General features: G+C 66.6%; 21 protein-coding genes. All 21 read left to right on the top strand.

The features are described from left to right. Nucleotides 1-15: 15 nt before the first annotated feature. The 21 genes from CWB41_RS05455 to trbL all read left to right on the top strand — a co-directional run bounded on the left by CWB41_RS05455 (nucleotide 16) and on the right by trbL (nucleotide 17,787). Complete coding sequence (locus CWB41_RS05455; protein ID WP_115835219.1) at nucleotides 16-231, top strand: transcriptional regulator domain-containing protein; 216 nt, start codon at nucleotides 16-18, stop codon at nucleotides 229-231. Nucleotides 232-286: 55 nt separating this feature from the next. Beyond that, the gene (locus tag CWB41_RS05450) at nucleotides 287-805 is read left to right on the top strand and encodes a DUF2285 domain-containing protein (RefSeq protein WP_115835220.1); all 519 of its coding nucleotides are present in this window, start codon (nucleotides 287-289) and stop codon (nucleotides 803-805) included. Between the two features lie 213 nt (nucleotides 806-1,018). Beyond that, nucleotides 1,019-1,336 (top strand): helix-turn-helix transcriptional regulator, encoded by a 318-nt coding sequence (locus CWB41_RS05445; protein WP_115835221.1) that lies wholly within the window; start codon nucleotides 1,019-1,021, stop codon nucleotides 1,334-1,336. 12 nt (nucleotides 1,337-1,348) lie between these two features. Next, complete coding sequence (locus CWB41_RS05440) at nucleotides 1,349-2,518, top strand: replication initiator protein A (RefSeq protein ID WP_115835222.1); 1,170 nt, start codon at nucleotides 1,349-1,351, stop codon at nucleotides 2,516-2,518. Beyond that, nucleotides 2,515-3,153: a ParA family partition ATPase gene (gene parA / locus CWB41_RS05435; RefSeq protein ID WP_115835223.1), complete on the top strand. Its 639-nt coding sequence runs from the start codon at nucleotides 2,515-2,517 to the stop codon at nucleotides 3,151-3,153. Before CWB41_RS05440 ends, parA begins: the two co-directional genes overlap by 4 nt. Beyond that, nucleotides 3,150-3,908 carry a DNA-methyltransferase gene (locus tag CWB41_RS05430; protein ID WP_115835224.1) on the top strand — a complete coding sequence of 253 codons (759 nt, stop codon included), beginning with the start codon at nucleotides 3,150-3,152 and terminating at the stop codon, nucleotides 3,906-3,908. The genes parA and CWB41_RS05430 overlap by 4 nt, the downstream gene beginning before the upstream one ends. Further along, complete coding sequence (locus CWB41_RS05425) at nucleotides 3,905-4,159, top strand: hypothetical protein (protein WP_115835225.1); 255 nt, start codon at nucleotides 3,905-3,907, stop codon at nucleotides 4,157-4,159. Before CWB41_RS05430 ends, CWB41_RS05425 begins: the two co-directional genes overlap by 4 nt. Beyond that, nucleotides 4,156-4,677: a DUF2840 domain-containing protein gene (locus CWB41_RS05420; protein WP_115835226.1), complete on the top strand. Its 522-nt coding sequence runs from the start codon at nucleotides 4,156-4,158 to the stop codon at nucleotides 4,675-4,677. Before CWB41_RS05425 ends, CWB41_RS05420 begins: the two co-directional genes overlap by 4 nt. Further along, nucleotides 4,674-5,207, top strand: a complete 534-nt coding sequence (locus CWB41_RS05415; protein WP_115835227.1) for a S26 family signal peptidase — start codon at nucleotides 4,674-4,676, stop codon at nucleotides 5,205-5,207. Before CWB41_RS05420 ends, CWB41_RS05415 begins: the two co-directional genes overlap by 4 nt. A 35-nt stretch (nucleotides 5,208-5,242) precedes the next feature. Further along, entirely contained in the window at nucleotides 5,243-5,578 is a 336-nt protein-coding gene (locus CWB41_RS05410; RefSeq protein ID WP_115835228.1) for a DUF736 domain-containing protein, read from the top strand. 184 nt (nucleotides 5,579-5,762) lie between these two features. Beyond that, nucleotides 5,763-6,515, top strand: coding sequence for a lytic transglycosylase domain-containing protein (locus CWB41_RS05405; RefSeq protein WP_245411136.1), 753 nt, complete (start codon nucleotides 5,763-5,765; stop codon nucleotides 6,513-6,515). Between the two features lie 354 nt (nucleotides 6,516-6,869). Then, on the top strand, nucleotides 6,870-8,609 hold the full coding sequence (locus CWB41_RS05400) for a relaxase/mobilization nuclease domain-containing protein (protein ID WP_115835230.1): 1,740 nt from the start codon (nucleotides 6,870-6,872) through the stop codon (nucleotides 8,607-8,609). Between the two features lie 41 nt (nucleotides 8,610-8,650). Further along, on the top strand, nucleotides 8,651-10,636 hold the full coding sequence (locus CWB41_RS05395) for a conjugal transfer protein TraG (RefSeq protein ID WP_115835231.1): 1,986 nt from the start codon (nucleotides 8,651-8,653) through the stop codon (nucleotides 10,634-10,636). Nucleotides 10,637-10,643: 7 nt separating this feature from the next. Next, complete coding sequence (locus tag CWB41_RS05390) at nucleotides 10,644-11,090, top strand: CopG family transcriptional regulator (RefSeq protein WP_115835232.1); 447 nt, start codon at nucleotides 10,644-10,646, stop codon at nucleotides 11,088-11,090. Nucleotides 11,091-11,279: 189 nt separating this feature from the next. Further along, nucleotides 11,280-12,293: a P-type conjugative transfer ATPase TrbB gene (gene trbB, locus CWB41_RS05385; RefSeq protein ID WP_115835233.1), complete on the top strand. Its 1,014-nt coding sequence runs from the start codon at nucleotides 11,280-11,282 to the stop codon at nucleotides 12,291-12,293. Further along, entirely contained in the window at nucleotides 12,290-12,631 is a 342-nt protein-coding gene (locus CWB41_RS05380; RefSeq protein WP_115835234.1) for a TrbC/VirB2 family type IV secretion system protein, read from the top strand. Before trbB ends, CWB41_RS05380 begins: the two co-directional genes overlap by 4 nt. Further along, nucleotides 12,631-12,906, top strand: a complete 276-nt coding sequence (locus CWB41_RS05375; protein WP_165204030.1) for a VirB3 family type IV secretion system protein — start codon at nucleotides 12,631-12,633, stop codon at nucleotides 12,904-12,906. Before CWB41_RS05380 ends, CWB41_RS05375 begins: the two co-directional genes overlap by 1 nt. Before the next feature lie 7 nt (nucleotides 12,907-12,913). Then, nucleotides 12,914-15,352: a conjugal transfer protein TrbE gene (gene trbE / locus CWB41_RS05370; RefSeq protein WP_115835236.1), complete on the top strand. Its 2,439-nt coding sequence runs from the start codon at nucleotides 12,914-12,916 to the stop codon at nucleotides 15,350-15,352. Continuing rightward, entirely contained in the window at nucleotides 15,349-16,104 is a 756-nt protein-coding gene (gene trbJ, locus CWB41_RS05365; protein WP_115835237.1) for a P-type conjugative transfer protein TrbJ, read from the top strand. The genes trbE and trbJ overlap by 4 nt, the downstream gene beginning before the upstream one ends. 34 nt (nucleotides 16,105-16,138) lie before the next feature. Continuing rightward, the gene (gene trbK-alt, locus CWB41_RS05360) at nucleotides 16,139-16,420 is read left to right on the top strand and encodes a putative entry exclusion protein TrbK-alt (protein ID WP_245411137.1); all 282 of its coding nucleotides are present in this window, start codon (nucleotides 16,139-16,141) and stop codon (nucleotides 16,418-16,420) included. Beyond that, nucleotides 16,417-17,787, top strand: coding sequence for a P-type conjugative transfer protein TrbL (gene trbL, locus CWB41_RS05355; RefSeq protein WP_115835238.1), 1,371 nt, complete (start codon nucleotides 16,417-16,419; stop codon nucleotides 17,785-17,787). Before trbK-alt ends, trbL begins: the two co-directional genes overlap by 4 nt. Nucleotide 17,788 lies beyond the last annotated feature (1 nt).

Below are 17,788 nucleotides of genomic sequence, written 5' to 3'. Positions count from 1 at the left end.
TCAAGGGAGGCACCCATGCCCATATCCTTCTGGCGGTCATCGGATGCGATCGAACAACTGAACCGCCTCGAACGTCCTGGCTTCGCGCTCGAATTCCTGCGCCGCAACGCCGGCTATCGTCACGACTACAAGCGCACCCTTCGTCAGATCGCGCGCGGCCAGGCCGATCCGGGCAGCGCCCGGCCCGAACTGGCGCGCCGCTGGGGGTTGCGGTTTCGTCCACGACCCTGACGCGCTCGCCGGGCGGGAGCCGGCGCTCTGGCGGCCGGAAGTCTCGCCCGGCACATTGATCCTCACGCCGGCCCCGCCGGGGTTCGATACCGTCGCCGTCTTCGACCCCGCCGTCCTGGGACCGGTTCTCGCCGATCATATCGACGCGGATGGTCGCGAGGTGACTATCGGCGCCCCCTCTGGCGAGCTGCACATCTGGCTACAGGACGCCCATGCTGCGAGCCGCCCGGCCGTGATCCTTCCGGTCGACAGCATGTTCGAGATGCGCCTCGACATCGCCCTGCGCCTCGTTCGGCGGCTTCGGGGCCGGCGGATCAGTCTGATGCCGCGCGCCCTTCATCTCACCCCGATACAGAAAGCCCGGCTGATCCAGCTCCTGCACGCCTTCGACCTGCGGGCGGAGGGAGGCAAACCGCGGGATGTCGCCACGGAGGTGCTCGGCGCGACCGTTGACGCGGCCCTTCCCTCGATCGAATGGAAAAGCTCGGCCGCCCGCCGAAAGGCGAACCGCTTGATCAGCGATTCCGCCGCCCTCGTGAACGGCGGCTATTTGCGCTTGCTGCGCGGCGACTGACACCGGGTTCGCATTCTCCCCTCTACACCATTCTTCTACGCCGGGCCGCGTCGGGATCTGCCGAAGCCCCCACGTATTGTCCTGGCCGCGCGCCAGGGGGGACATCACTCCGCGAAAATCTTCGTCCTCCTCCTGCGCCTGTCTTCTTCGCCACCGTGATCCCGACACGCCGCGCTTTGGCTGCGGCGTCCTCGACAGACACGGAGGCTACCAATGCCCGACAGGCTCGCGGAGATCTCGGCCCGCTACGTCAGGACCCACGAGGCGGCGCGCCTCCTCGGCCTTTCGGCACGCACGCTGGAGAAATATCGCTGCCACGGCAGCGGCCCGACCTTCCGCAAACTCGGCGGGCGCGTCGTCTACGCCATCGACGATCTCGAAGCCTGGGCCGACCAGGCGGCGTGCCGTTCGACCTCCGACCCGCGCTACGACGAGGCGCGCGCCGCCGGGCGGGTCGATGCGAATAGCCAAGCCGCCGGCCATCATCCCAAACCATCGGCGCCGGCTTCCGCCGGCCAATATCGCCGCTGAGGACGCGCACCGATGTCGCGCCGCCTCATCACGCCCAGCGAGCGAAGTAAACTCGACCCCTTCGTCGTGGTGACCGGCGACGCTTCGCCGCGCGATCAGCGCGACTTGATGGAGCGCCCGTTCTTCTCATTGGGCAAGGCCAAGCGCACCACGCCAATCCTCTATGAGGCCGGCGGCGCGCGCGTCGAGGTCTATGCCGTGCCCGAGCATGGCATGGCGACCATTTGGGACGCCGATGTGCTGATATGGGCGGCCAGCCAGATCGTCGAGGCCGAGAACCTCGGCTTCAAGACGTCCCGCTTCCTGCGATTCACGCCCTACCAGCTCCTGATGGCGATCGGGCGGCAGACCGGCGCACGCGACTACAAGCTCCTGAAGGGAGCGCTCGCCCGCCTGCAATCGACCGTCATCCGCACCACCATTCGACAGAACGAGCATTGGCGGCGCCACCAGTTCTCCTGGATCAACGAGTGGGAGGAATGCACGACCCGCGAAGGCCGCGTCGAGGGCATGGAGTTCGTGCTGCCCGACTGGTTCTACCGCGGCGTCATCGACCGCTCGCTGGTTCTGACCATCGACCCGGCATATTTCCGGCTGACAGGAGGCATCGAGCGCTGGCTCTACCGCGTCGCCCGCAAGCATGCCGGCCGCCAGAAGCAGGGCTGGCTCTTCGACATTCCCCATCTCCACGCGAAATCCGGCAGCCTGGCGAAGGTCGCGGATTTCGCGTTCGACATCCGCCGCATCGTCCTGCGTCAGCCGCTGCCTGGCTACCGACTTCGGATCGAGCGCGACGGCCGGCGCGAGCTGCTGCGCATCCTGCCCGCCCGGTTATCCACAGGGCCTGTGGATGGCGCTGTGGAAACGCTCGGGACTTCGGGCGTGACCGCTATCGGGACTTCGGGAGTGGCCCTATCGGGATTTCGGGAGTGCCGAGGGCAGTTAACGCTTTGGCCCGAAACGGCGATTCCGGGCCTTAACTTAGAGTCTAACCAAGAATCTAACTCTTCTTTGTTGTTAGGCGATGTGGAAAACATCTCCACCCGGCGTCAGCGCAAGCCGGACGCCGTGCCGGAAAGCAATGCATCCGACACGTCTTTCCGTAAATCCGGTTTTACGGCTGACAATACTTCAGAGGCGTCGCGTCTCTCCTTCGGCCCAAAGCCGGGAGGAACGAAGTGATCGTCGCGCTCCTCAACCAGAAGGGCGGTGTCGGCAAGACGACGCTGGCGCTACATCTCGCCGGCGAATTGGCTCTGCACGGCCGGCGCGTCACCTTGATCGATGCCGATCCCCAGGGCTCGGCTCTCGATTGGTCGCAGCAACGCGCTCGGGAGAACCTCTCACGGCTGTTCGGGGTGATCGGCCTCGCGCGGGACACGCTTCATCGCGAGGCGCCCGAACTCGCGCGAACCGCCGACCACATCGTCATTGACGGGCCGCCGCGCGTCGCCGGTCTGATGCGCTCGGCGCTGCTCGCTGCCGACCTGGTGCTGATCCCGGTGCTGCCGTCGCCATTCGACGGCTGGGCCTCGGCCGAGATGTTGGCGCTGCTCCGCGAAGCCCGCATCTATCGACCCCAGCTTGCCGCCCGCTTCGTGCTGAACCGTTGTGGCGCGCGCACCGTCATCGCCCGCGAGACGGCTGAAACGCTCGCCGATCATGACCCGCCAGTGCTCACCAGCACCATCGGCCAGCGCGTCGCCTTCGCCAACGCTGCACAGACCGGCCGCCTTGTCTTCGAGAGCGCAGAGCATGGACCCGCCGCCCGCGAGATCGCTGCGCTTGCCGCCGAGGTCGGGAGGATCGCTCCATGACGATCTTCACCGACATGGTCGTGACGGGCGACTGCCGCGCGCTCATGCCGGCGCACCGCCCGTTCGATCTGATCGTCGCCGATCCGCCCTATGGCGACACGTCGCTCGCCTGGGACCGGCGCGTCGATGGCTGGCTGCCACTCGCTCACGCTGCGCTGAATCCGTCCGGCTCCATGTGGGTGTTCGGCTCACTCCGGTGCTTCATGGCGACGGCTGCGGCACTTCATGACGCCGGCTGGAAATACGCGCAGGAGATCGTCTGGGAAAAACAGAACGGCTCCAGCTTCCACGCCGATCGCTTCAAGCGCGTACATGAGCTGGTTGCACAGTTCTATCGCGCCGACACGGCCTGGGCCAACATCTACAACGATGTCCAGACGACATCGGACGCCACGGCCCGCACCGTGCGGCGCAAGCAACGTTCGCCGCACACCGGCCATATCGAGGCCGGTCATTATGTCAGCGAGGATGGCGGGCCGCGCCTCATGCGCTCGGTCATCTATGCCCGGAACGCACACGGCCACGCGATCCATCCGACCGAAAAACCCTCGGGCCTGATCGAAATCCTCGTCCGCACGAGTTGCCCACCGGATGGCTTGGTCGGCGATTGGTTTGCTGGCTCGGGCGCAGCAGGCGAAGCGTGCCGGCTTTCCGGACGCCGTTATCTCGGCTGCGAAATCGATCCCGACATGGCCGAGCGTGCGCGCTGGCGCATCGCCGGCGTGCTGCCCTTCCGTGACGGAGGGGCAGCATGAGTGAGCGTCCGAACAGGCGCGGCTTCGCCTCCCGACCGGGTGACGCGGAAAGTTGGATCAAGGCGCCCGATGCCTCGTCGCCTCGCGCGACTGACACCGCTGGTTTCACCGCGCGTCTGACGATCGACATCACGCCGGCGCTGCGCGGCCGGATCAAGATCGTCGCCTTCCAGCGCGGCGTCACGGTCGCCGACATGCTGCGCGACCTCTTCGCCCGCGAATTCCCCGCCGATCCTGGAGAGTCGTCATGAACGACAACGAAACGCCGCCCGTGTTGCGCATCGTGCCGCCGTCACATCGGCGCACCTTGCCTCTGACCCATGTCGAGCTGACGTGGATCGAGAAGAAGATCGAGTTCTGGCTTCGCTTCGGCCGCCGCGCCGAGGAAAAGATTCTCGATCGCCGCCGTAGCATCTCCAGCTTCAAGCCCGGCAGCATCTTCGCCTTCGTGCGATGGGCGTCGAACGACTTCGGCACGGTGCTTTCGCGCATGGACATCGTGCGCACCGTCGCACCCGGCGAGCGCTATCAGACGCTGCCTTTCGTTCGGCCCGGCGGCGAAATCCTGCTGCGCGTCGACGGCTGGCCCAAAGTCGAGCGGGTGCTGCAGTTCATCGACACGGTCGAGGCGCTCGATGTCGATCCGGCCGACGCGGCTCCCGAATATTGGCGTCACCTCCACAACCGTCTCGCCGCCGACCACGAGCCGCGCGCCTATAGCCGCGAGCAGCATGACGCCTGGCTCAAGCGCCGGAGCGTCACGCTATGACCCGCTTCGGCTACGTCATGACGACGTACTTCGCCATGCTCGCGATCGGCGTTCATCCCGCGCCCCGGCTGATCTGGAACGCCACCGCGAGCACGCCGACCGGGCTCTATGCGCTGCGTCCGGTCGGCCGCCTCCATACGATGGAGCTGGTCGCGGTCCGGCCGCCCGAACCGATCGCGAGCTTCCTCGCCGATGGCGGCTTCCTGCCCAAGGGCGTGTCGCTGCTGAAGCACGTCATGGCGCTGCCCGGACAGACGGTCTGCCGAACCGGCAACGCCATAACCGTTGACGGCGTCGCCGCCGGCGATGCGCGCGACCGCGATCATCTGGGCCGCCCGCTGCCGAAGTGGGACGGCTGCCGGACCATCCACACGGGCGAAATCTTCCTCATGAACCCGACCGTCCCCGACAGCCTGGATGGCCGCTACTTCGGCCCGCTTCCCGCCACCTCGATCGTCGCTCGCGCGGTCCCGCTCTGGACCGACGAGGACGGCGACGGCCGCTTCGTCTGGCGCGCCGCCACCGACTGAACCCGTCATTCAACTCACCGCCAAGGAGGCAAATCATGGCACAGATCGGTCAGTTCACCCGCAGCAAGTCCGGCTATTCCGGCCGCATCCATACGCTCTCGCTCGACGCCGAGCTGGTGCTCGTTCCCGCCGAGCACAGCGATACCGAGAACACGCCGGACTATCGCATTCATCTCGGTGACGGTGACGGGCCGGAGGTCGGCGCCGGTTGGAAACGTACCGGTGAGAAGGCCGGCGACTACGTCTCGCTGGTGCTCGACGATCCAGCCCTCACGCAGCCGGTCCGCGCCAACCTGTTCCAGTCGACCGATGACAAATCGATCTGGATTCTGAACTGGAACCGTCCGCCCAAGCGCGGCGAGCGGGACTGACGGCATGCGATACGTGTTCCTGATCGCGTGCGGGATGGTCCGCCGAAACCCCATCCCTTTGTTCGCGGAAAGACCGTCTCATCCCTTCGTCCCGCTCGACGATCCGTCGGCCGTCGGGCGCAGACGAGGTCAAGGGCGGCCATCGGCCGGCGCTTACGCCTTGCCCTTGACGGAGGCGAGCACGATGGCCCGCTGGCGTCGTGGCGGAGACAGGGCGTGCTTCCGTTTCGCGCTCTACCTCCTTGTCGGCCTGGTCGCGATCGGCGCGCCCATGCTGTCCGCTTCCGCACAGGCGGCGCCGGCGGAACGGGCTGCGGTAAGCGATCCCTATGCCGCGCATGTGGCGGAAGCCTCGCAGCGCTTCGGCATTCCGGCCGCCTGGGTAAGCGCCGTCATGCGCATCGAAAGCCGCGGTGACAGGCGCGCGATCTCGTCCAAAGGTGCGATGGGCCTCATGCAGCTCATGCCGGAGACCTGGGCGGGATTGCGCGCGCGGTATGGCCTCGGCCGTGATCCCTTCGATCCGCACGACAACATTCTGGCTGGCGCGGCCTTCCTGCGCGAGATGTACGACCGCTACGGTTCGCCGGGCTTCCTCGCGGCGTACAATGCGGGTCCCGGCCGTTACGAGGATTTCCGCGACCGACACAGGCCGCTGCCGCCCGAGACGCTGGCCTATGTCACGGCCCTCGTCCCTTTTGTCGAGGGCGGCGAGATCGCTGGGCCTGTCCTCCTGGTAGCCTCCGATCCGTCGTCCTGGACACAGGCTCCGCTCTTCATCGTGCGCGCTGACGGCCCAAGAAGCGCAGATCGAGCGTCGCCCGATCGTCCGTCACCTGGCGCTCCGGCTGCCGTCCCGGTCCGCGATGTCTCAGCTATCGCGCCGCAGTCGGAGGGCCTGTTCGTCGCTCTATCAACGACGGGGCATCCACAATGACCGGCCATCGTTCGCACAATCAGGCAGGCGATAAATGCGCTTCCGTCCGCATCGACGTTGCTGCGATCGTGCATGTATCCGTCGGGCCGCGGGCTTCGGCCTCCGGTCAGCGAGAATTCGTGCTCTGGCGTATATTGGCGCGGATTGGCGCAGAAGAGACAGCAGGCAGGGGAGACGAGCAGGCACCAACCGAACGAGGGCAGGATAAAAGCCGGCAATGTGCGGCTCGGTCGGGGGTTTGTTTTTCCAGGGTTTTTTCACTATTCGGGCAATGTGCGCCCGATCCGCGCAATGTGCGTGTCGATACCAACTCATTGCTGAGATTGTCCTTTCCGCACATTGCCGAGGCCGGCGATGGCGCGTGAAGACGATTTCCAGGTCCGTCCGGGCCGCATCCGATCATCCCGCGCTCAACGGACAAAGCCGTTCATCGCCCAAGCGCTCGCCGCCACCCAGAAGGCGGGCGGGCGGATCGGCCGAGATGGCTCGATAACAGGCCGTCGCGGCTCCCGATTTGGCCGGGGCCGGGTCGCTGCCGTTCAGGCCAACCGGCTGCTCACCAGCCGCTCGCGTGGCGCCGTCGTCAAGGGGCGCTTCCTGCGCCATGCGACGCAGCGCGGCAAGCTCACCACCCATCTTGGCTATCTGCGCCGCGAGGGCGTCACTCGCGACGGGGAAAAGGCGAAGCTGTTCGGTCCAGGCACCGAGGATGCCGACCCCAAGGACTTCGCCGAGCGCTGCGAGGATGATCGGCACCATTTCCGCTTCATCGTCTCGCCCGACGACGCGGTGGAGATGGCGGACCTCAAGGGCTTCACCCGCGACCTCATGGCCCAGGTCGAAAAGGACCTCGGCACGAAGCTCGATTGGGTCGCCGTCGACCACTGGAACACTGAGCATCCGCACGTCCACATCATCATCCGCGGGCGTACCGACGACGGCCAGGATCTGGTCATCGATCGGGACTACATCAAGCAGGGCATGCGCGACCGCGCCCAGGACCTGATCACGCGGGAGCTGGGGCCGCGCACCGATCAGGAGATTCGGCGGACACTCGAACGGCAGATCGATAGCGAGCGCTGGACCAATCTCGACCGGCAGCTTTCCCACGACGCTTATCGTTCCGGCGTCATCGACATGGCGCCGCATGCCGATCGCCAGCCCGATGAATTCCATGCGCTGAAGGTCGGTCGGTTGCGGAAACTGGAGTCGCTCGGCCTCGCCGATCAGGTCGGTCCGGGTCAGTGGGTGCTATCGGAAAATGCCGAGGCGACGCTGCGCGACCTCGGCGAGCGCGGCGACATCATCAAGCGCATCCACCGTAGTCTGACCGAACGCGGCATCGAGCGCGGCACGGCGAGCTTTGTGCTGGCCGGCGAAAGCCTCGACGTCCCGGTCGTCGGCCGCCTGGTCGATCGCGGCGTCGACGACGAGCTGAAGGGCACGGCCTATGCCGTGGTCGACGGCGTCGATGGCCGCACCCACCACGTCAAGCTGCCCGATCTCGACGCCGCCGGCGATAGCGCGCCGGGCTCGATCGTCGAGTTGCGCAAGTTCGATGACGCGCAAGGGCGGCGGCGGGTAGCCCTTGCTGTCCGCTCGGACCTCTCGATCGAACGGCAGATCACGGCGACGGGCGCCACCTGGCTCGACCGACAAGCAATCGCGCGGGAGCCGGCGGCCCTCGGCCAGGCCGGATTCGGCGCTGAGGTGCGCGACGCGATGGAGCGTCGTGCCGAGCAGCTCATCGGGCAAGGCCTCGCCGAGCGGCAGGCCAGCGGCATCACCTTCAGCCGCAACCTGATCGATACGCTGCGCAAGCGCGAGGTTCAGGCGCTTGGAGACAAGCTCGCTGCCGAGACCGGCCGGCCGTTCAATTCATCTGCCACCGGCGAGTATGTCGCCGGCACCTATCGGCAGCGCATCGCGCTCGCCTCGGGCCGCTTCGCCATGATCGATGACGGGCTCGGCTTCCAACTCGTGCCCTGGTCGCCGTCCCTCGAAAAGCAACTCGGCCGCCACGTCTCCGGGGTCGCCCGCGGCGACGGCGGCGTCGACTGGGATTTCGGCCGGAAGCGGGGGCTCGGCCTGTGACCAACCCACCCGTCCAGCGACTTCACGAAAGAACAACCGCCATGTCCGCCACCAAGATCCTCTGGGGCCAGGTCCTCACCGTCTTCGCCATCGTCTTGCTGACGATGTGGGCCGCAACGGAATGGACAGCCTGGCGCCTGGGCTTTCAGCCCGAGCTTGGCCGTCCCTGGTTCGAGGTGCTCCACTTCCCCTTCTATCGGCCGCCAGCCTTCCTGTGGTGGTGGTTCGCCTACGACGCCTATGCGCCGTCGATCTTCATCGAGGGCGCCTACATCGCCGCATCTGGCGGCATCATCGCGGCCGCCGTCGCGATCGGCATGTCGGTTTGGCGCGCCCGCGAGGCGAAAAACGCTGAGACCTATGGTTCGGCCCGGTGGGCGCAAACGAAGGAGATCGAACAAGCCGGATTGCTCGGACCCGACGGCGTGGTGCTCGGCCGGCACGAGCGCACCTATCTCCGCCATGACGGGCCGGAGCATGTGCTGTGCTTCGCGCCGACCCGTTCCGGCAAGGGCGTCGGCCTGGTTATCCCCTCGCTGCTGACCTGGCCGGGCTCGGCCATCGTCCACGACATTAAAGGTGAAAATTGGCAGCTCACCGCCGGCTTTCGCGCCCAACATGGTCGTGTCCTGCTGTTCGATCCGACCAACGTGAAGTCGTCCGCCTACAATCCCTTGCTGGAGGTCCGCCGCGGCGAATGGGAGGTGCGCGACGTACAGAACATCGCGGACATCCTGGTCGATCCGGAGGGGAGTCTGGAGAAGCGAAATCACTGGGAGAAGACCAGCCACGCGCTCCTCGTCGGCGCGATCCTGCATGTCCTTTATGCCGAGGCGGACAAGACGCTCGCCGGCGTCGCCGCCTTCCTCTCCGACCCGAAGCGGCCGATCGAGTCGACGCTCGCCGCCATGATGAAGACTCCCCATCTCGGCGAGGCTGGCGTCCATCCCGTCGTCGCGTCGGCTGCACGCGAGCTGCTGAACAAATCCGCCAATGAGCGCTCGGGGGTCCTGAGCACCGCGATGTCGTTCCTGGGATTGTACCGCGATCCTGTGGTGGCGGAGGTGACACGGCGCTGCGATTGGCGCATCGCCGACATCGTCGGCGGAGATCGCCCGACCACGCTCTACCTTGTGGTGCCGCCATCCGACATCAGCCGCACCAAGCCGTTGATCCGTCTGATCCTCAACCAGATCGGCCGCCGGCTCACCGAGGATCTGCAGGCCAAGGCCGGGCGGCGGCGGCTCCTCCTGATGCTCGATGAGTTCCCGGCGCTGGGCCGGCTCGACTTCTTCGAGTCGGCGCTCGCCTTCATGGCGGGCTACGGCATCAAGAGCTTTCTCATTGCGCAGAGCTTGAACCAGATCGAGAAGGCCTACGGGCCGAACAATTCGATCCTCGACAACTGCCATGTGCGAGTGAGCTTCGCGACCAACGACGAGCGCACCGCCAAGCGCGTGTCCGATGCGCTCGGCACCGCGACCGAAATGAAGGCGATGAAGAACTATGCCGGCAGCCGGCTGTCGCCTTGGCTCGGCCATCTCATGGTCTCCCGCTCGGAAACCGCGCGGCCGCTGCTCACGCCAGGCGAGGTGATGCAGCTCCCACCAAGCGATGAGATCGTCATGGTGTCGGGCGTCCATCCGATCCGGGCGAGGAAGGCCCGATACTACGAGGACAGGCGTTTCCAGGAACGAATTCTACCGCCGCCCATGCTCGCGAGGCCGAAAGCTGCGCGGCCCGACGATTGGAGTTCGCGCCCGTTGCCGCCGCGCCCGGAAATCGCGGAGCCATCCCAGGGCGAACAGACGGAGGATGACGATCCAACAACGGCGGATCGGCGGCGGCAGCCCGAGTTGGACCCGACGAAATCCGTCGAGAAGAAAGAGCCACTCGATAACGAGTTCTCGCCGGATACCGCCGACGAGCTGGAGGAGGACGCTCCGCGCGTCCGACGGATGAACGATCTCATGCAGGGCGCTGCCCGGCTGGTACCGCTCGATCGCAGCGACGATCTCGGCATGTGAGGCAAGAATGGCCGCGCCGAAGAAGAAGACTCAGCTCTCGGTCTACCTCGATCCGGAAGTGATGAAGACCCTGTCGGCCTACGCCGCCCGGCGCGAGCAGCCGATGTCGTTGATCGCCGAGGCCGCCATCGCCTCCTTCCTCTCCCCCGACGCTGACGAGCGGCGCGAGGCCGCCATTGCCAAACGCCTCGATCAACAGGACCGGCGCCTGGCACGGCTCGAACGCGATGTCGGCATCGGGGTCGAGACCCTGGCGCTGTTCGTCCGGTTCTGGCTGACCACCACACCATCCCTCCCCGAGCCGGCGGCCCAGGCGGCGCGAGCAAAGGCCGGGGCTCGATATGACAGCTTCGTCGCTGCCCTCGGCCGTCGGCTCAATCAAGGACCGAAGCTGCGGCAGGAAATTCCCGATGATGTCCAAGCATCGGCGAATCAGGATCAGAGCGAAGTATAATTTCGCGATTGCGGCGCTCGGACAAGAACTGGCTAGACCAATAACTCCACAAATGGCCGTTCCGCACCCAGCAAGTATTTTTTCTCTGCTCTACGCTGGACTCCTACGACGACTAAAACCTTGTTGATCAACCTCATTATCTGCCTTTTCTAATCATCCCCGTCGCCAATCGCATGTCGCGATTGGCCTATGACGGGGACGATCGTGGCGGTCACTCCACTTCATTCCGAGGCTTTTTCCCGAGGCGCGCGCATGCTGCGCACCGCCCTCGGCCCGGCGATCGCAACCTTCCTCGAAGACCCTTCGATCGTCGAGGTGATGCTCAACCCCGACGGTCGGCTCTGGATCGACCGGCTGTCGGGAGGCCTGGAGGATACCGGACGGACGATGTCCGCCGCCGATGGCGAGCGGATCGTTCGTCTCGTCGCCCACCATGTCGGCGCCGAGGTGCATGCCGGACGCCCGCGCGTCTCGGCCGAGCTACCTGAGACGGGAGAGCGGTTCGAGGGTCTTCTGCCACCCGTCGTCACCGCGCCGGCCTTCGCCATCCGCAAGCCCGCTATCGCGGTGTTCACCCTCGACGACTACGTCGCCGCCGGCACCATGACGGCCGGCCAAGCGGTCTTGCTGCGCGAGGCCGTCGCCGCCCGCAAGAACATCCTCGTCGCCGGCGGCACCGGCACCGGCAAGACGACGCTGACCAACGCGCTGCTCGCCGAGATCGCCGGAACGAGCGATCGCGTCGTGCTGATCGAGGATACGCGCGAGCTGCAATGCCGGGCGCCGAACCTGGTCGCCATGCGCACCAAGGACGGGGTGGCGTCGCTCTCCGACCTCGTGCGCTCCTCGCTGCGGCTGCGGCCCGACCGCATCCCGATCGGCGAGGTGCGTGGGGCCGAGGCGCTCGACCTCCTGAAAGCCTGGGGTACGGGGCACCCTGGGGGCATCGGCACGATCCACGCCGGCACCGCGCTCGGCGCGCTCCGCCGCCTGGAACAGCTCATCCAGGAAGCCGTCGTCACCGTCCCCAAGGCGTTGCTCGCCGAGACCATCGATCTCGTCGCCGTGCTGCGCGGCCGCGGCAGCGAACGCCGCCTCTCCGAACTCGCCACCGTCGCCGGTCTCGATCCCGCCACCGGCGATTACCGCGTCCTGTCCGCCGGGGCGGGCGGCGAACCCATGCTTCCTGGAGAGCCGTCATGATCCGTTCCGTTGCCGCCGTCCGCCGTGCCCATCGGCGCCTCGCCGACCTCGTCTTCATCACCGCAATCTCGCTTACCTTCGCACCGGCGGCCTATGCCTCGGGTTCGTCCATGCCCTGGGAGACGCCGCTCAACTCGATCCTGGAATCGGTCCAAGGCCCCGTCGCCAAGATCATCTCGGTCATCATCATCACCGTAACCGGCCTGACGCTTGCCTTCGGCGACACCTCCGGCGGTTTCCGCCGGCTGATCCAGATCGTGTTCGGTTTGTCGATCGCCTTCGCCGCGTCGAGCTTCTTTCTGTCCTTCTTCTCCTTCTCCGGCGGGGCGCTGATCTGATGGCGACGATCGGCGATCCGGACGTGCCCGGCTTCTTCGCGCCCGTGCATCGGGCGCTGACGGACCCGATCCTCATGGGCGGCGCGCCGCGTACTGTGGCGATTGCCAACGGCACGTTGGCGGCCGCCATCGCTCTTGGCCTTCGCCTCTGGATTCCCGGCGCGCTGATGTGGGCGGTGGGGCACACCGCCGCCGTCTGGGCGGCCAAGCGCGATCCGCAGTTCGTCGACGTGGTGCGGCGGCACCTGCGCTACCCGCCCTATTTCGGCGTGTGAGGCTCCGATGCTGAACCTCGCCGAATATCGCAGCCATCCCGCCGGCCTCGCCGATTTCCTGCCCTGGGCTGCGCTGGTCGAGAAAGGCGTCGTCCTCAACAAGGACGGCTCGTTCCAGCGCACCGCGCGGTTCCGCGGACCGGATCTCGACAGCGCCACGCCGGCCGAGCTGGTCGGCGTGACCGCCCGCCTCAACAACGCGCTCCGGCGCCTCGGCTCCGGTTGGGCGGTGTTCGTTGAGGCGCAGCGCGTTGCCGCCCAGACCTACCCGCACAGCATGTTCCCAGATGCGGCGTCAGCGCTGGTCGATCTCGAACGCCAGGATGCGTTCGAGGAGGCCGGCACGCATTTCGAGAGCCGCTATTTCCTGACCTTCGTTTGGCTGCCGCCGGCCGAGGACGCTTCGCGCATGGAAGGCTGGCTCTACGAGGGCCGCGCGCAGACCGGCGTCGATCCGTGGGAGCTGCTGCGCAGCTTCGCCGATCGTACCGATCGGGTGCTGCAACTGGTCGAAGGCTTCATGCCCGAAATCGGCTGGCTCGACGATGGCGAGACGCTGACCTACCTGCATTCCACGATCTCGACCCGGCAGCAGCGTGTCCGCGTCCCCGAGACGCCGATGCACCTCGATGCGCTGCTGGCCGACGAGCCGCTGACCGGCGGCCTCGAGCCGCGGTTGGGGCGCGCGCATCTGCGCATGCTGACCGTGGTCGGATTCCCGACCGCGACGCATCCCGGCATCCTCGACGAGCTGAACCGGCTGGCCTTCCCGTATCGCTGGTCGACGCGCGCGGTCCTGCTCGACAAGACCGAGGCGGTAAAGCTGCTGACCAAGATCCGGCGCCAGTGGTTCGCCAAGCGCAAGTCGATCGCCGCCATCGTCAAGGAAGTGATGACCAACGAGGCTTCAACCCTCGTGGATTCCGACGCCGCCAATAAGGCGATCGATGCGGACATGGCGCTGCAGGAGTTGGGCACCGACGATGTCGGCCAGGCCTATGTCACCGCCACCATCACGGTTTGGGACGAGGACGCCGGCGTCGCTGCCGAGAAGGCGCGGCTGGTCGAGAAAGTGATCCAGGGCCGCGACTTCACCTGCATGTCCGAAGGCGTGAATGCGATCGAGGCCTGGCTCGGCTCGCTGCCGGGGCACGCCTACGCCAATGTCCGCCAACCGCCCATCAGCACTTTGAACCTGGCTCACATGATTCCGCTCTCGGCGGTCTGGGCCGGCCCGGCGCGCGACGAGCATTTCCAGGCGCCGCCGCTGTTCTTCGGCAAGACCGAAGGCTCGACGCCGTTCCGCTTCTCGCTCCATGTCGGCGATGTCGGCCACACGCTGATCGTTGGCCCGACCGGCGCCGGCAAGTCGGTGCTGCTGTCCCTGATGGCGATGCAGTTCCGGCGCTACCGCGACAGCCAGATCTTCGCCTTCGACTTCGGCGGCTCGATCCGCACCGCCGCGCTCGCGATGGGCGGCGACTGGCATGATCTCGGCGGCAGCCTGTCGGCGGGATCGGACCATTCCGTCTCGCTTCAGCCGCTCGCCCGCATCGATGACGCGGCCGAACGCGCCTGGGCGGCCGAATGGGTGGCGGCGATCCTATCCAAGGAAGGCGTCGCCATCGATCCTACCGTAAAGGAACATATCTGGTCGGCGCTGAATTCGCTCGCCTCGTCGCCCGTGCAGGAACGGACGATCACCGGGCTCGCGGTCCTGCTGCAATCGACGGCGCTCAAGCAGGCGCTGCAACCCTATTGCGTCGGCGGTCCCTTCGGCCGGCTGCTCGACGCCGAGGCCGAGCATCTCGGCTCGGCCTCCGTCCAGGCCTTCGAGACCGAGGGGCTGATCGGGGCCGGTGCGGCGCCCGCCGTGCTCACCTACCTGTTCCACCGGATCGAAGGCCGGCTCGACGGCCGCCCGACGCTGCTTATCATCGACGAGGGATGGCTCGTCCTCGACGATCCCGCCTTCGCGCAGCAGCTCCGCGAATGGCTGAAGACGCTGAGGAAAAAAAACGCCTCCGTCGTCTTCGCCACGCAATCGCTCTCCGACATCGATGGCAGCAGCATCGCGCCGGCGATCGTCGAGAGCTGCCCGACGCGCGTTTTCCTCCCAAACGAACGCGCGATCGAACCGCAGATCACCGCCATCTATCGCCGCTTCGGCTTGAACGACCGGCAGATCGAGATCATCGCGCGGGCGACCCCCAAGCGCGATTACTACTGCCAGTCGCGGCGCGGCAATCGCCTGTTCGATCTGGGGCTCGGCCCCGTCGCGCTCGCCTTCTGTGCCGCGTCCTCCAAGGCCGATCACGCCGCGATCGAGCGCGTGCTCACCGAGCATGGCCGCGACGCCTTCACACCCACCTGGCTGGCGGACCGCGAACTCCTGTGGGCCGCCGATCTCATCCCCGACCTGACCAATCTGGAGGTGCAATCATGATTGCCCGCAAAACGCTGCGCGTGGGTCTGCTCGCCGCCGCTCTCTCGCTTCCCCTGTCGATGTCGCCGCTGATGGCGCCGCCGGCTTCGGCGCAGTGGATCGTCTACGACCCGACCAACTTCTCGCAGAACGTCCTCACGGCCGCGCGTGAGCTGCAGCAGATCAATAATCAAATCCAGATGCTGACCAACCAGGCCCAGAGCCTGATCAACCAGGCGAAGAACCTCGCCAGCCTGCCGATGTCGACGCTGAGCCAGCTTCAATCGACCATCGCGCGGACTCAATCCCTTCTCACCCAAGCGCAGAATATTTCCTTCAACGTCCAGCAGATTCAAACCACCTATTCGTCCACCTACGGCGCGGCGCCGACGACAGGGTCCAACGCAACGCTGTTTGCCGCCGCCCAGACGCGCTGGCAGAACTCCGTCGGCGCGTTCGAGGATAGCCTGAAGGTGCAGGCCGGCGTCGTCGGCAACATCTCCACCAACTCGACCGCCATGACCTCGCTGGTCTCGGCCAGCCAGTCCGCTTCCGGTGCGCTGCAAGCCGCACAGGCCGGCAACCAGCTCCTCGCCCTGCAATCCCAGCAGCTCTCCGACCTCGTCGCGGTGCTTTCCGCCAAAGGACGGGCCGATGCCCTCGAACAGGCGCGCACGGCCGCGTCGGAGTCGCAGGGTCAGCAGCAATACAAGATCTTCTCGACGCGCAGCGGCTACCAGCCCGGCAACGTCACCATGTTCAGCGGCAATTGAGGCGCGGATCGTGGGGCGGCCCGACCCCTTCCGCTTGGCAGCGATCGTCGTGCTGATCGGCGTCTTTATCGCGACGCTCTTCGCGATCAATCGGCGCCCTGCCACGCCCGCTGCGCCCGACGTTCAGTCCACCTTGTCGCCTGATGATCTTTCGGCCGAGCTGCGCCGGTGCAGCGCGCTCGGCCCCCAGGATGCCGAAGACCCGCGCTGCCAAGCGGTCTGGGAGGAGAACCGCCGTCGCTTCTTCGGCAGGCCGGTGCGGTCGTTGCCCCCGTCGGCCGCGCCGGCCAACCCAACACCAGGAGACGCGCGATGAACAATGTCGGCGTCATCGACACCTTCCTCAATACCTTCACGACCTACATCGATTCTGGCTTCGGCCTGATCAAAGGCGAAGTAACCTATCTGTCGTCGACGTTGATCGTCATCGACATCACGCTCGCGGGCCTCTTCTGGGCCTGGGGCGCCGACGAGGACATCCTCCAGCGGCTGGTGAAGAAGACCCTCTATATCGGCTTCTTCGCTTTCATCATCACCAACTTCAACAATCTCTCCGCCATCATCTTCAACAGCTTCGCCGGGCTCGGTTTGAAGGCTGGCGGATCGTCGATCTCGACCGCCACCTTCCTGCAACCCGGACATCTTGCCCAAGTTGGCCTCGATGCCGGTCAGCCGCTGCTCGACGCGGCGAGCCAGATGATGGGCTTCACCTCGTTCTTTGCGAACTTCGTCCAGATCGCCGTGCTGATGGTGTCGTGGCTGCTGGTGCTGATCGCCTTCTTCATCCTGGCGGTCCAGCTCTTCGTCACGCTGATCGAGTTCAAGCTGACGACGCTGGCCGGTTTCATCCTCATTCCCTTCGCGCTGTTCAACAAGACCTCGTTCCTCGCCGAGAAGGTGCTCGGCAACATCGTGGCGTCGGGCGTCAAGGTGATGGTGCTCGCGGTGATCGTGGGGATCGGCACGGGGCTCTTCTCCCAGTTCACCACCAGCTATGCCGGCGGCCAACCAACCATCGAGCAGTCGCTGTCGGTCGTGCTCGCCGCGCTGGCCATGCTTGGTCTGGGCATCTTCGGCCCCGGCATCGCGACCGGCCTCGTCTCCGGCGCGCCGCAGCTCGGCGCGGGTGCCGCCGTCGGCACCGGGCTCGCCGTTGCCGGCACGGCCATGGCAGGCGCTGGCGCGCTGGGCCTGGCCGGAAGGGGAGCGATGGCCGCGGCCTCGGGCACGGCTGCCGCCGCACGCGGGGGCGCCGCAATGGCGGGCGGAGCATCCTCCGCCTACAGCCTTGCCTCGGCTGGGCGGTCTGGTGCATCCGGCGTTGCATCCGGTGTCGGCGGCGTGGGCCGTGCCGCCGGTGCCGCGGCTGCTGCCCCCATCAGGCGGGCCGCTGCACGCGCCGCCGGGGCCATGAAAGAAAGCTTCGCCTCCGGCGCCCGCTCCAGTTTCGCCAATACCGGCGGCTCCTCGACCATGGGCACGGTCGGAGGTGGCGAAGCTTCCGGCGGCGCTTCCCCCGCGTCGTCGCCATCCGGCCCTTCCGACTCCGGGCCGCCCGCCTGGGCGCAGCGCATGAAGCGGAACCAGGCGATCAGCCACGGCACGCAGACCGCGGCCCAGGTCCTCAAATCCGGCGACAGCCATGGCGGCGGCCATTCCGTCGATCTCTCGGGAGGGGAATAGT

It is taken from the genome of Methylovirgula ligni (genome assembly GCF_004135935.1).
Classification (GTDB): Bacteria; Pseudomonadota; Alphaproteobacteria; order Rhizobiales; family Beijerinckiaceae; genus Methylovirgula; species Methylovirgula ligni.
Note: the sequence above shows the minus strand (reverse complement) of the source record. Positions and strands in the feature narration are given on the sequence as shown.